Here is a 14029-nt window from a genome sequence, read left to right on the forward strand (position 1 = left end):
TGATGATTAACGGAGTGTTTTTGACATGAGACCTATCTATGATACATGGAATTTAGGCTATAAATCAATATTCGGAGCGGTAAGGCAGTTCGAGACCTGCCGTTTCACCATAAGGCTTCCAAAGCACGTAAAGCCCGACTTTTCGCCTGTGCTTGTGCTTTTCAGAACAGGCTTCAAGGAGCGCTTCATCAGCATGAACGATGTTGTGGAGGAGGAGGACTGCTTTGCATATACCGCTTCATACGACGCAAGGTATACCGACGTCCATTATTATTACTTCTCCTATACAGAGGGCGGTACCCGTCACTACATCAAGAAGGTGAATCTCCACGAGGGCGGTCTTGACAACGGCGAGATGTTCCAGCTCACTGTCTACAGGAGCGACTATGAGACTCCCGACTTCTTAAAGGGCGGAATAATGTACCAGATATTCCCCGACCGCTTCTGCAACAGCGGCAAGCCGAAGGAGAATATCCCCGAGGGACGTATACTCCGCGATGACTGGGGCGGAACTCCGCTTTATAAGCCCGACGAGAACGGTCACGTATGGAACAACGACTACTTCGGCGGCGATTTCGCAGGAATACAGTCCAAGCTCCCATATCTGAAGAGCCTCGGAGTTACCTGCATATACTTAAATCCTATATTCGAGTCTCACGAGAACCACCGTTACAATACCGCAAACTACATGAAGGCTGATCCTCTTCTCGGCACGAACGACGAGTTCGAGGAGCTCTGCCGCGAAGCCGAAAAGTACGACATATCCATTATACTTGACGGCGTATTCTCACATACAGGCGCAGACAGCGTCTACTTCAACAAGTTCGGACGCTATGAGGACGAGCTGGGCGCATATCAGTCCAAGGACAGCAAGTACTACGACTGGTACAGCTTCATCGAATACCCCGATGTATACGAGGCATGGTGGGGCATAGACACTCTCCCCAACGTAAACGAGAACAACGAGGACTACACCGAGTTCATCTGCGGCGACGATGGCGTGCTCCGCTACTGGCTCGACAAGGGCGCGGCTGGCTACCGTCTTGATGTTGCCGACGAGCTCCCCGAGCAGTTCCTCTGCAACCTGAGAAAATGCGTAAAGGGCTACGACAAGGATAAGGTAGTCATCGGCGAGGTCTGGGAGGACGCCACAAACAAGCTGAGCTACGGCGTAAAGCGCCGCTACCTCTTGGGCGACCAGCTTGACTCCGTAATGAACTATCCTTTCCGCGAGGCTATAATGAACTTCCTCAAGGGCGGCAAGCCTGTTGACTTTATCAACTCTGTTATGACCATAGTTGAAAACTACCCCAAGCCTACCGTCGATGTACTTATGAACTTCGTCTCCACCCACGATATCGAAAGAGCTATCAACCGTCTGGGCGGCGACGACTGCGAGGGCAAGCCGAAGGAATGGATGGCTGAGAGATACCTCACTCCCGAGCAGTACGCTCACGGCAAGGAAATGCTTAAAGCCGCTATGGCGCTGATGTACTTCCTCCCGGGCGTACCCAGCATATACTACGGCGATGAAGCAGGACTTCAGGGCTACAAGGATCCCTTCAACCGCCGCTGTTTCCCGTGGGGAAAAGAGGATACCGAGCTCATCGAGTACGTTTCCGAGCTCAGCCGCGTAAGAAAGTCCATACCGAATATGAAGGACGGAAGGATATACTTCGTCATCAACGAAAAGGAAACTCACGATAGCCGACTTGTGGGCTTCACAAGACAGGGACAGAAGCAGGACTACATCATTTTCGTCAACAGGAGCGCCGATGTGGTAAAGCTGGAGCATATGAGCGAGATACTTGACCGCTTCACCGATATACAGCCATTCTACGGCGAATATATGGACGACGCCATAACTGTTCTTCCCTATGATTATACTATTATAAAGGCAAAATTTGTTAAGTAATCGGAGAAATTGAATTGAAAAGCAAGTTTTTGCGCGGAATTACACATGGGATACCGATATGTTTAGGATACTTATCGGTATCCTTTGGTTTTGGCATATTAGCGGTCAAGGCAGGTCTTTCCGTGTTTCAGGCGGCGGCAATATCCGCCACTAATCTTACCTCGGCAGGTCAGAAGGCAGGACTTGACGTAATAGCGGCAGGCGGAGCTATCATCGAGATGATACTCCTACAGCTCACTATCAATATAAGGTACTCCCTTATGGCGCTTTCACTGTCACAGAAGCTGGACAAGAGCTTCACTACGCCACACAGATTTTTGGCGTCATACGGCATAACCGACGAGATATTCGCGGTCTGCTCGGCGCAAAACGAGCCCCTCACCCCTGCGTATATGTACGGCATGATATTCATAGCCGCAGTTGGCTGGGTAACGGGCACGGCACTGGGAGCGGCGGCAGGAGAGCTTCTTCCAGCGGCAGTCAGCACAGCTATGGAGATAGTCCTCTACGGAATGTTCATAGCAATAGTTATACCTCCTGCCAAGAAACAGCACGGCGTACTCTTTGCGGCAGTCATAGCGGCGGCGCTGAGCGTTATGTTCAAATTTGCAGTACCTGCACTGAGCGAGGGCTTTGCAATGATGATATCCGCCATAACATCAGCACTTCTGACAGCGCTGATATTCCCTGTCAAAGACGAAGAAGGGGAGGCTGAGGCGGCATGACGTTAGTGATATACATAGCGGTAATGGCAGGCGTTACCTATCTGATACGCATGATACCGTTCACCTTTTTCCGAAAGAAGATAAAGTCCCGATTTTTCAGGAGCTTTCTTTACTACATACCCTATGCGGTGCTGAGCGCAATGACCATACCTGCCATATTCTACACCACCCATAATATATGGACAGCGGTTGCAGGTACGGCAGTAGCGCTGATACTGGCATTTCTGGAAATGCCGCTTATCGTGGTAGCACTTGCGGCTTCGGCGGCGGCATTTATAGCAGGACTGTTTTTCTAATGCATAATTAAGGCGGACCTTTTGGTTCGCCTTTTTTGTAGGGGCGCACAGTGTGCGCCCGTTTTGTTTTTGCAGGTCATTGTAGGGGCGCTCGGAAAGCGCCCCTACAAAATAACAACAAATTATATTGTAACATCTGTCAAAGGGCGGCTGCTGATGCAGTCGCTCTTTGTTTATTCATACGAATCGGAAAATTATTTTTTTGAAATTCAACGTGTTCGCGTTGAAAAAAACCGCTTTCCGAGGCATATATGAACGGTGGTTTTCAAACAGCAAAATAAAATCACCGAAAGGAGGTCATATTTTTTTGAACAGAAACTTGAAAAATAAGCTCAATTCATTCTGCTGCAATTACGTGTTGCTCGGCAGCATTGAAGAAGCCGCGGTACGGGCAGGCATACCCCGTGAGAACGCTCTTGCCGAGGGTATCGAGCTCCTTAAAGCCGACGAATGTCAGCAGCTGATAGCACAGCTTCGGGAGCTCCTTGCCGACAGCGGCAGCGTCACGGCAGGTCTCAAAAGGCTTGCATTCGGCAGCTGCACCGACGCGGTGTATCTGGTATTCGCCGACGAGCTTCCTCCTGCGGAGGTCATCGGCAAGCTGGACTTATTCAATGTATCCGAGATAAAGCGCGTAAAGGGCGGCGGCGTAGAGGTAAAGCTCTTCGACAGAATGAAAGCGCTGGAAAAGCTTTTCGAGCTGGAAAGCGCATTCACAGACCGCTGCAAGGCGGAAAGTCTCATCAAAGCACTGACCGCCGACGAGGAGTGTGAGAGCATTGACGATAACTGAATTTTCCCCGAAACAGCGCTTCGTCATGAAATGGTGGAATATGCACGACTACAACAGGCGTGACGCCATTATCGCCGACGGAGCTGTCCGAAGCGGCAAGACTCTTTCCATGTCGCTGGGATTCCTGTTCTGGGCAGCCGAGCGCTTTGACGGCGGAGCCTTTGCCATGTGCGGCAAGACCATAACCTCACTGCGCAGGAACGTCATAACTCCCATGATACCTATACTGGAGGGCTTCGGCTTTACGGTACGGGAGAAGATAAGCGGAAACTATTTCGACTTTGCGTGGAACGGCAGAACGAACAGGGTTTATCTTTTCGGCGGCAGGGACGAGAGCTCTGCGGCGCTGATACAGGGAATGACTCTTTCGGGAGTATTTTTCGACGAGGTGGCTCTCATGCCGCGGTCTTTCGTGGAGCAGGCACTGGCTCGATGTTCGGTCAGCGGCTCAAAGATGTGGTTCAACTGCAATCCCGACAATCCGTCTCACTGGTTCTACACCGAATGGATAAAGAAGCGCCGCGAGAAAAACGCGCTGTATCTTCATTTCACTATGGACGACAACCCGTCCCTGTCAGAAAAGGTCAGGGAGCGCTATGAGCGTATGTATTCGGGAACCTTCTACGACCGCTTGTCTTTGCGGACTGCCGAATGCTGTCCTATGCTTTTGACGACAAGGGCGGCGACTGGGCTGACGTAACGGTGGTGCTTCTTACTGCCGAGCCCGTAACAAGGAGAATCACGCCATGAGTTTAAGGATAATAATTACAGACAAAAGCGGCTCATCATGGTATGCCGAGAACGATGTGCTTGGCTTCAGCTTCCATAAGGATATCTATACGCCCTATACGTCGCTGACTGCAAAGGTCAGGGCTTCGGGAAGCTCCTACAGCGGCGCGGCGGAGGTCTCACTCATTATAGACGGGCGGGAGATACATCACGGACTGGTGGACAGTCTGAAATGGGAGAAAAAAGGCGGCGAGGACTTCCTTGTGATAAAGTCGCGCGGCTTTACATCGCTGCTCACTCAGAATCAGATAGAGCCGGGACTTAAAATGAACATCTCATTCAACGACCTTATGGACAACTTCTATACTCTGCCCTATGTCACCCACGAGAACAACTCCGATAATAGCAGCTATATCTACGTAAAGCCAAATACTTCTATGTGGGACGCGGCTGCGAATTTAGGGTACAAGCTTCTGGGGACTTACCCCTATATCAGGGGCGCCAATACGGTGATGATAAGCCAGTATCCGACTCCCGAAAGCTTCGACCTGAGCAGCGAAAAGCTCATAACTACGGGCGCGGAGCTCATATACAGCAGACTTGCCAGTGACTATCACATGGCGGATATCAACGGAAATTACGGCAATTTTGACCTTAACGACAGCGACGTTACAGTGCTGAAAATAGTCCGTCATAAGTACTTCGACCTTGATATGCGGTTCCTCTATTCGCCTCAGCAGGCTCTGACCTACCGCGACAAGTACGACTTCCGCGGCGCAGAGAGAGTTTTCTGCTCTTACTGCGGCTATCGCGGAGAGGATATCGGAGACAGAGTGAGCTTCGGCAGTATCACTGCGGAGCGAATCGCGGAGGTGTCCGTAAACGGCAGCATCAGGGGAGTTTTCACCGAGATAAGCGTGTACAGGGGTAAGTTCCCCCATAACTGAGTATAAAAAACGGCTTCCGATATGGAAGCCGTTTTGGTGTTTATTTAACCGGCAGAGAGGGTACCAGTTTTAAGAGATAGCGCTGAATTGTGCCTGCGTCCTCGTTGGTCATGCCGTCGTTGCCTGTAACATCGGCGTTCTTGACGCCCTGTGCGGTGATGTGGTGCTCGTCTGTACCTGTTACGCCGAACTTGTTCGGATTTGCAAGAGCCTGCATTATCATTACCACGTCTGAGAGGTCTACTTCTCCGTCAGCGTTTGCGTCGCCTGCCTTGTAGTCCTTGTCATACTCGTATGGATCAGGCTTTGCAGTTGAAACAGAAGTTGTTGCAGTTGTTTTGTCAGCTGTTGTTGTGACTTTTGTGGTTGTGACCTTTGTGGTTGTGACCTTTGTTGTTGTGGTCGTTGGAGGTTTACTCCCTGCTATGCAGCCGTAAACGATACCGCAGCCGACTGTTGACATATATACCTTGCCGAATTCGTTCATGTCGCCTACGAGGTAGTTACCGTTTCCTGTACCGCCGTAGAGGTGGTCTGTGTTGATGCAGACCCATGACTTTCCTGCGTCTGTGGAGCGGTAAATGCCCTCCTTGTCGTCCTTTTCGGGCTTGCCGTAGATGTAGAGGGTATTCACATCGCCCTTCTTCTCGGGAGCGCCGTAGCCGATACACTTAGCGTACTCGACATTTTCGAGGTGCTCAACAGTCTTGCCCTTGTCGGAGATTATGTAAACGCCCTGATTTGCGCCTGCGAAAGCTATCTTGCCGTTGCCGAGGTATGCAGGATCGCCTGTCTCCTCGAACTTCCATGTGAGCTCCCAGTTATATGGGCAGATACGTGTTTCTGTGAATGTAGCGCCGTAGTCATCGCTCACATAGTATGAGTAGTGTGACTCGTCGTAGGTAGGCTCTTTCTTGGACATATCAGATGACCAGTACTCGTTGTACTGAGCGCCTACAGCGTAAACTGTCTTAGCGTTCTCGGGATCAACGAGAGTATAAACGGTCTTTGAAGCCTTGATACCGTCGCAGGTCTTCCATGTTGCGCCGAAGTCGTCTGTGTATGAAACTGCGCCCTTTGAGCTGGAGTTGATTATTCTGTACTTGCCCTTTGAAAGCTCTGTTATAGAGAGCTTTCCGCCTGTGCAGGCAGGCTTGAATGTCTTCCATGTCTTGCCGCGGTCAAGTGTGTAGTAGCCGCTGCCTGTGTTGTTGCCGTCGCCGTTTGCGGTTCTTGCCCAAACGTCGGTATTCTGAGGGCAGACTGCGATAGCTGAGGTAGAGCCGAGATTCGGCTTGTACTGCTCAGGGATACCGTCAACTGTCTCGTGAATGAAGCCGTCGTAGTCGCCGATAGCGGAGAGGTCGAGACCGTCGGGAGTGCTGACGAAGTCAAGGCTTACGCATTCCTCAACGCCGTCAGGCTGGAAGTAGAACTGGATACCCTTTTCGTCCCATGCGTTGTCGCAGGCGAAAACACCGTTTCCTGATGTGAGGAGGAGTCTGTCTCCCTCCTTGTCTCTCGGATCGATAACGATACTGCTGCCCCAGTGGCAAGCCTTGCCGTATATCCAGTCATAGCCGCCGAGGTCCATAGGAAGTGAAACGAATTTCTTGACGCCCTTGCCTGTGGAGTAGTCTGTCTCACCTGCACCGGGAGTTATATCCTGCCATGTCTTGCCGCCGTCAGATGAACGGAAGAAATGGTCGCCCCATGCGATAGTTCCCTCGTTTTCGGGAGTGGAAGGATCGTCCTGTATCCACTCCTCGCCGAACCACTGGTCTGAGAATACGCCGCAGGTACGTGCGAAAAGCTTGTTCGGATCGTTCTTGTCAGCTTCTATCATACCGATAGAGTTGTCTGATACGGAGAGCTTTTCAGCCTTGCCCGAAGCAATGTTGTACTTGTAAGCGCCGCCCGAAGCTCCTGCGAAAGCAAGACCTGCGATATATGTGAAGAAAAGATTTCCGTTGTGGTCGCTGGTTATAGAGAGGGGATAGTTGTCGTGGGGGAGAGCTGTTAAAGCCGTGAACTTGTCGTCCTTTACGCTTGCAACGTGGACGTTTGCCTCGCCCTTTACGGAAGTACCGACATATACCTTGCCGCCCTCGATATAGACGCAGCCGATACCGTTCTGCTGATTATAAAGCTTGGTGGGCTCAGTACCTCTTACCATATGATCTGTCCATGACGGGTACTTGAGCTCGCCTGTGAAAAGTCCGAGATCGTCATAGCCCTCTACAGGCTTCCATGTTTTACCGCCGTCAGTGGACTTGATAAGAGCGGACTTGCCTGCGGTAACGTCGCCGCCTGCGTAGATAGTATTTGTGTCGTCGGGATCAACGGCGATAGGCTCGATACACTCACGTCCGTCGCCGTTTCCGTGTACCTGAATATGCTCGGTAACGTCAACGCCTGTGAAGGTCTTGCCACCGTCTGTAGTCTTGTAGATGACTGTCTTTGCGTCTGAGAAGTAAGCGCAGCCGCAGAGGAAATAAGCTGTCAGGTCATCTGTAGGATCGATAGCGATACCCTTACAGCTGAGAAGACCTCTGTCGTCCTCGTTGATGAAGCCGAAGAGCTGTACCCATCTGTTCTTGTCATAGTCGTATCTGTACGCGCCGCCTACGTCTGTACGGAGATACATTTCCTTATCGCCAGCAACAATGCCTGAAACAAATCCCGCACCGCCTATTTTGAGGGTGTCCCATTCCATTGTTGAGGAGATATCCTTTGTGGCTGCAAAAGCTGTGCTGCTCTTGTCCGATGTGCCTGATACGGACATTGAGCCTAAGCTGAAGCAAAGCGCACAAAGACCTGCAATAGTCTTTTTCATTCTGTTCATTGTAATTTTTCCTTTCTGTTTAGGTTTTTTATATTTACGGTAACCTATTTCATGTTTATTTTACGTCTTAATTTTATCATCTATATACAATAGTGTCAATACGATATATCAGTTATGACACTATATGATATAATGAGAATACTATATTGCAGAGCCTAAATGTGAACTATCTTTTAAGCCGCGCTTACTTAAATCCAATTAACAGAATCATAATATTTCGGGACAAAATAAAGGCGCAGCTTTTCAAGCTGCGCCTGCCGTTATTATTCAATAATAACAATGAAGATCATAATGCCTCTTTTACTCTCTGTTTGCCCCGTACACGGAGCAGGGATCCGCTTCCTTGCAGAGAAGGAGACACCGCAGCACGTTCCGCACGGTCAGCGACCTGTGCGACACTGTTTCCCCCCAGTTCCTGCCAGCCGCAGCGTCTGTGTCCTTTCTGCTATCACGATATATACATATCATATCCCACGCTCCTATTGTAACACAGGCTGTTCCACATGGTTCAACAAAAATGCCGCTTTTTAGGCTTTTTTTGAAAAATTTTTTTGAGGGAGTTTCAAAAACGCGGATTTTTCGGCGTTTTTAAATATGAAAAAATCATCGTGGTCAAAAAAAGTTTACAAATTCCCTCTCGTCATTTATTTACAAACAATGCAGAATGTGATATAATGCTTTTGTGTATATTTTTTGTCACGGCAGGGAGGCGGCAGTCTGTGGGGACTATACAGGAGATTCTCAATAACAATTTTATTTCTATCGCAATGATAATCGGAATAGCTATAATGATAATGGAAAACCGCAAGGAAAACCCTCAGGGAACTGACCATATCGCTGTTATCATGGTTCTGCTGTCCATTATTGTCGTCAATACCGCCATGAAGGACTGGTATATGTCGGAGGCTTACGATCCGCGGCACAGCTACGAGGGCGACAGCATAAGGACGCTTTTGTATCTGCGTTCGGCCATCGAGCATATACTCTTCCCGCTGATAGCCTATGTGCTGCTTCTGCTGGTGGCTCCTGTAAAGAAAAAGTACATTATCTTTATCCCCGAGGCGGTGCTTATAATCGAGGAGATAATAAACCTCTGCGGTACAAAGATAATCTTCCACTATGACAATCACCTTGAATACCATGATGATATACTGTTTTTGCTGCCTTATTTCGTGGGTATGCTGTATCTGCTGCTGCTCATACGGTATTCCATTGTATTTATCAAGGAAAAACAGCTCAGCAAGGGCTTTACGGTAATATTCATCGTATTCCTCACCCTTTTTGAATGCTACCTCGAAGCGACTTACATAGTTGTTGACCTTATGGACGAGATAGTTGCGCTGGATATCATAATCTACTATTTCTACCTCGTTGCGATATATCAGAGCGAAATGAAGATAAAGCTCAGGACTCAGGAGCTGGAGCTGGAGCGAAGCAAGCGTCAGCTGACTATTTCCCAGATACAGCCCCATTTCATGTATAATTCACTGACCTCTATAATCTATCTCTGCGACAAGGACACCAAGAAGACCAAGAACGCTCTCATAGATTTCTCGAAGTTCCTGAGAAAGAACCTTGAGGCTATGAGCCGTCAGAGCATTGTTGACATAAGCGAGGAGATAGAGCACACAAAGGTCTATCTTTCGCTGGAAAAGCTCCGATTTGAGGACGAGCTGGAGGTTATCTTCGACATAAAGGACAAGGAATTCGAGCTGCCCCAGCTGACTATACAGCCTATAGTCGAAAATGCCGTAAAGCACGGTATCAACAGGTCGGAAAGCGGCTGCGGTACGGTGTGGATATCCACTGAGGAGACAGAGGACAGCCACAAGATAGTCATCAGGGACAACGGAGCAGGCTTTGATTTAGAGTCCCTGAAAGACCTCGACGACAGCCATATAGGCATTGCAAACGTCCGCAAGCGTCTTGCCGATGAGTGCGGAGGCGAGCTTATTATAAAAAGTGCTCCCGATGAGGGCACAGAATGTACTATTTTAATTCCAAAGGAGTTAAGAAATGAAGATCTTGGCAATTGATGATGAACGCTATGCATTACAGCTTCTCGTAGATACTATACATAAGGTCCGCCCCGACGCGGAGGTAGTTTCCTTCCGCAGACCGTCGCAGTTCCTCGAATATGAGGACAAGGAGCCCTTTGACGCGGCTTTCCTTGATATAAGAATAGGCAAGATGTCAGGCATACAGGTGGCTATCGAGCTGAAAAAGCATTCGCCTATGTGCAATATAGTTTTCGTGACGAGCTATTCCGAGTACGCTTTTGCGGCTATTCAGATGCGTCCCAGCGGCTATATCATGAAGCCCTACACCGAGGACGATATCCGCAATGAGTTTGAGAATTTCAGATATTCCTCAAAGGCTGAGGACAAGAGCAGCGGAAAGCTGAAGATACGTACCTTCGGAAACTTCCGTGTTTTCGGCAAGGACGATACGCCAATAAAGTTTTCGCGTACTATTTCCAAGGAAATATTCGCATACCTTATCGACCAGTGCGGATATCCCGTTACCAGCAAGGAGATAGCCGCAGATGTTCTTGAGGTGGAGGACTTCGACAGACCGACCTCGAAAAAGGTTTCGCAGTATGTTTCGGACCTTATTAAGGATATCGAGGCGGCTGGCTTTCATAATGTCATAATCAAGCAGAACAGACAGATACAAATAAACAAGGAAGCCGTGGACTGCGACCTCTATGACCTGTTTTCGGGTGATACAGAGGCGTTCAAGTCCTATCACGGCGAGTATATGATAGACTACTCGTGGGCAGAGATAAGCGACTCTGCCGAGAGGATAAAGTCACTTTGATAGAAAAAAGCGTGATGTTTTACATCACGCTTTTTTAGCCGTTAGTTTGTAGGGGGCGATGCCTACATCGCCCCGTATGCTTTTGCGGTAATTGGGCGGGCTGATGTGGGCATCAGCCCCTACATATGGTCATTTGAGCTTATTTCGGTAGGTGAGGACGCGCAATGCGCGTCCCTGCAAAAAAGGGCGGATAATATCCGCCCCTACATTAATCATTTGCCAAGCTTGGTTTTGAGCTTGCGGAGGGTATAACCCTCGTTTATCTTCATCACGCCTCTGTCGATAGCAAGTGCATAGTCGGGAACGTCTCTTGTTACGGTAGTTCCTGCGGCTGTATATACTGCCTTGCCGAGCTTTACAGGTGCGATGAGGTTGGTATTGCAGCCTACGAAGCAGTTATCGCCGATAACGCAGCGGCTCTTTTCGATACCGTCATAGTTTACGGTAACTGTTCCGCAGCCGATGTTTACGCGCTTTCCGATATCGCTGTCGCCTACGTATGCAAGGTGTGCGATAGCGGTCTTTTCGCCGATAACGGAGTTCTTTATCTCTACGAAGTCGCCTATCTTTGTGCCTGACTTGATAACGCTGTCAGGACGGATATGTACGTAAGGTCCTATTTTTACGCCTGATTCTATCTCGGCTTCGTATGCCTGTACGGTGTGGAGATTTACATCGTCGCCCAGCTTGCAGTTCTCGACTACGGTATTAGGACCAATCTTGCAGTTAGCGCCGATAGTTGTATTCTTGCGGATAATAGTGTTGGGGAGTATCTCCGTGCCCACGCCGATAGTAACGCCGCGCTCGATGACTACTCCGTCTGTGCAGGTGAATTCCACGCCGTTTGCAAGGTGCTTCTCAATAACTGCCATACGGGCATAATTGTTGAGCTCCAGTAAGTCTTTTCTGTCGTTGGCGCCCTTGATGATGTCGGCGTTGTCGGACTTGTATGCGCCTGCGTTCTTGCCCTCGGAAATAGCTATGGAAATAGTATCTGTGAGGTAATACTCGCCCTGTGCGTTGTTATTGTCAAGCTTGCCGAGAAGCTCCACAAGGTCGGCTGTTCTGAACCAGTAAGCGCCCGAGTTTACTTCCTTTATGGCTTTCTGCTCGTCGGTAGCGTCTTTCTGTTCAACGATACCGCTGATACCGTTTTCTGTGCGGATTATCCTGCCGTAGCCGAAAGGCTCGTCAAGCTCCGCAGTGATAACTGTAACGGCGTTGTTCTGCTTTTCGTGCATTTCGAGGGAGCTTCTGATAGTTTCCTCGTCGATAAAGGGAGCGTCGCCGCATAATACGAGGGTATTGCCGCTCTTGTCCTTTTCGAGGAATGGGATAGCCTGCTGTACTGCGTGACCTGTGCCGAGACGCTCAGCCTGCAATACTGTGGTGTATTTGCCGCCGAGATACTCGTCTATCATCTCGCCCTTGAAGCCCTTAACTACGCATATATCGGCAAGGTCAGCCGCTTCACAGGCTGATATTACCCAGCGGAGCATAGGCTCTCCGAGCACCTTGAAAAGAGGCTTTGGCATTTCCGCTTTCATGCGCTTGCCCTGTCCTCCTGCTAAAATAACTGCTTTGTTCATTGTATTTTCCTCCTGTATGTCAATTTTGAGTTTTATCCTCTGGTGGGAAATTCTGTTTCAGGTAATCCTTGAGCATATCTGCAAGGTAATTATCGTGGTAGCAATCCTCATATATCTTCAATTCAGCATTTGTACCGTGAGAGACGAGCCTTTCATGGAGAAGCTTTGCCTCTTCGGGGATAGTGACAAGGTCATCGGCGTTTTTCAGGTCGATATAGGCTTCTCTGCCGCCTGCACAGATGAATACGTTCTTGTCCATTTTTTCATTGCGGTCAAAGTAATCGAACTCGCGCTGAAAAGCATAGGGGTCTTCGATAGAACTGTTGTCGAAATACTCCGAATCGGGGTAATAATATCCCCAGAACGCGGGACTTCCTATGATATAGTTTGCAAAGGGCTGGTATTCGTACTTGTCGGAGTTGCAGAGGGCGTAATGCGAGAAGGCTCCGCCGAAAGAATGCCCGAAGAATACCGAGCGTGAAGCATCTACCTTGTAATTAAGTGAGATAGTTTTCATAAGGTCGTCGGTGATGAAATCAAGGAACTCCTTGTCCTGCAAAATGAATTTGTTGAAGCGTTCAAGGTCCTCACGTGTGTCGTAATCGTAGCCGAGAGTTACGAATATAACGGGAGCGGCTTCGCCCTCGTCTATGACTTTCCAGAGGTCGGGAACTTTTTTCAGATGATACATCGAATCAGTGATGAATACCACCGGGTATTCCTTGTCTTTGTCATAATTCGGCGGAAGTGTTATATGCACAAGGAACTGCTGGTCAAGCTGTTCGTCGTATATGGTCAGCTCGCGGAAAGAGTCCTTTATCTTTTTTAGTTTGGATTTATCCGAGTCATAGAAGTAATAGGAGTTACGTCCGCATTCGCCTATAGTGAAAGCCTTACCGGGATCAAGCAGCGTAAATTCGCGGAAGCTTGACCTCTCCTTTTCCTTGGCGGTCATATTGTCCGAGCAGATAAGCCCGTCGTAGTATTCAACAGTGGGCTTGGTCGCTTTTTCCGTAGTGGGTTCGGTGGCGGCTTCTGTTGTGGTCTCTGCTGTTGTGACCTCAGCAGAGGACAGGGGAGTATCATTGTTGTCCGTGCAGGAAGCCAGTGAAAGGGCAAGCATGCTGCCGAGAATAAGTGTTGAGATTTTTTTCATGTTTTGTTCTCCTTATAATATGCGTTATATTATTAATTTTACATACTTTAACTTCAAATGCAAGCCTTTTTTGAAGAAAACAAACTTCTTTGTTGATTTTTGTACAAAGTGCAGCGTTTTTAACGCCTTTTTTTTGTCATCACATATATGGTATTTTTTTCTAAGATGTGTTATAATATGTATAACTCGGATATTGTACCCTTTCGGGGAAGTA

11 protein-coding genes are annotated in these 14029 nt (G+C 48.8%); 8 read left to right on the forward strand and 3 right to left on the reverse strand.

Going from position 1 to position 14029, the window contains the following annotated elements:
* The first annotated feature begins 25 nt into the window (after positions 1-25).
* The 6 genes from T497_RS0101440 (at position 26) to T497_RS0101465 (ending at position 5405) form a co-directional block, all read left to right on the forward strand.
* Positions 26-1915 (forward strand): glycoside hydrolase family 13 protein, encoded by a 1890-nt coding sequence (locus tag T497_RS0101440; RefSeq protein WP_028514077.1) that lies wholly within the window; start codon positions 26-28, stop codon positions 1913-1915.
* 14 nt (positions 1916-1929) lie between these two features.
* Entirely contained in the window at positions 1930-2640 is a 711-nt protein-coding gene (locus T497_RS0101445; RefSeq protein ID WP_028514078.1) for an AzlC family ABC transporter permease, read from the forward strand.
* On the forward strand, positions 2637-2936 hold the full coding sequence (locus T497_RS0101450; protein WP_028514079.1) for an AzlD domain-containing protein: 300 nt from the start codon (positions 2637-2639) through the stop codon (positions 2934-2936). Before T497_RS0101445 ends, T497_RS0101450 begins: the two co-directional genes overlap by 4 nt.
* A 307-nt stretch (positions 2937-3243) precedes the next feature.
* Entirely contained in the window at positions 3244-3729 is a 486-nt protein-coding gene (locus T497_RS0101455) for a terminase small subunit (protein ID WP_028514080.1), read from the forward strand.
* Complete coding sequence (locus T497_RS15480) at positions 3716-4429, forward strand: PBSX family phage terminase large subunit (RefSeq protein WP_431602418.1); 714 nt, start codon at positions 3716-3718, stop codon at positions 4427-4429. The genes T497_RS0101455 and T497_RS15480 overlap by 14 nt, the downstream gene beginning before the upstream one ends.
* A 46-nt stretch (positions 4430-4475) precedes the next feature.
* Positions 4476-5405 carry a hypothetical protein gene (locus tag T497_RS0101465; protein ID WP_028514081.1) on the forward strand — a complete coding sequence of 310 codons (930 nt, stop codon included), beginning with the start codon at positions 4476-4478 and terminating at the stop codon, positions 5403-5405.
* Between the two features lie 40 nt (positions 5406-5445).
* Here T497_RS0101465 and T497_RS0101470 read toward each other — a convergent pair whose 3' ends face one another.
* Complete coding sequence (locus T497_RS0101470) at positions 5446-8250, reverse strand: dockerin type I repeat-containing protein (protein WP_028514082.1); 2805 nt, start codon at positions 8248-8250, stop codon at positions 5446-5448.
* A gap of 719 nt (positions 8251-8969) precedes the next feature.
* Here T497_RS0101470 and T497_RS17220 point away from each other — a divergent pair.
* Positions 8970-10286 carry a sensor histidine kinase gene (locus tag T497_RS17220; RefSeq protein ID WP_051530427.1) on the forward strand — a complete coding sequence of 439 codons (1317 nt, stop codon included), beginning with the start codon at positions 8970-8972 and terminating at the stop codon, positions 10284-10286.
* The gene (locus T497_RS0101485) at positions 10267-11070 is read left to right on the forward strand and encodes a LytR/AlgR family response regulator transcription factor (RefSeq protein ID WP_028514083.1); all 804 of its coding nucleotides are present in this window, start codon (positions 10267-10269) and stop codon (positions 11068-11070) included. Before T497_RS17220 ends, T497_RS0101485 begins: the two co-directional genes overlap by 20 nt.
* 212 nt (positions 11071-11282) lie before the next feature.
* Here T497_RS0101485 and glmU read toward each other — a convergent pair whose 3' ends face one another.
* Together glmU and T497_RS15490 are read right to left on the reverse strand one after the other, a co-directional pair.
* Positions 11283-12659, reverse strand: a complete 1377-nt coding sequence (gene glmU / locus T497_RS0101490) for a bifunctional UDP-N-acetylglucosamine diphosphorylase/glucosamine-1-phosphate N-acetyltransferase GlmU (RefSeq protein WP_028514084.1) — start codon at positions 12657-12659, stop codon at positions 11283-11285.
* A gap of 19 nt (positions 12660-12678) precedes the next feature.
* Positions 12679-13815: an alpha/beta hydrolase gene (locus T497_RS15490; protein WP_051530429.1), complete on the reverse strand. Its 1137-nt coding sequence runs from the start codon at positions 13813-13815 to the stop codon at positions 12679-12681.
* Between the last annotated feature and the right edge of the window lie 214 nt (positions 13816-14029).

It is taken from the genome of Ruminococcus flavefaciens MA2007 (genome assembly GCF_000621845.1).
Classification (GTDB): domain Bacteria; phylum Bacillota; class Clostridia; order Oscillospirales; family Ruminococcaceae; genus Ruminococcus; species Ruminococcus flavefaciens_E.

Coding starts and splice junctions, on each gene's coding strand:
- T497_RS0101440 (WP_028514077.1), top strand. CDS start 26: ATGAGACCTATCTATGATACATGGAATTTAGGCTATAAATCAATATTC.
- T497_RS0101450 (WP_028514079.1), top strand. CDS start 2,637: ATGACGTTAGTGATATACATAGCGGTAATGGCAGGCGTTACCTATCTG.
- T497_RS0101465 (WP_028514081.1), top strand. CDS start 4,476: ATGAGTTTAAGGATAATAATTACAGACAAAAGCGGCTCATCATGGTAT.
- T497_RS0101470 (WP_028514082.1), bottom strand. CDS start 8,250: ATGAACAGAATGAAAAAGACTATTGCAGGTCTTTGTGCGCTTTGCTTC.
- T497_RS0101485 (WP_028514083.1), top strand. CDS start 10,267: ATGAAGATCTTGGCAATTGATGATGAACGCTATGCATTACAGCTTCTC.
- glmU (WP_028514084.1), bottom strand. CDS start 12,659: ATGAACAAAGCAGTTATTTTAGCAGGAGGACAGGGCAAGCGCATGAAA.
- T497_RS15490 (WP_051530429.1), bottom strand. CDS start 13,815: ATGAAAAAAATCTCAACACTTATTCTCGGCAGCATGCTTGCCCTTTCA.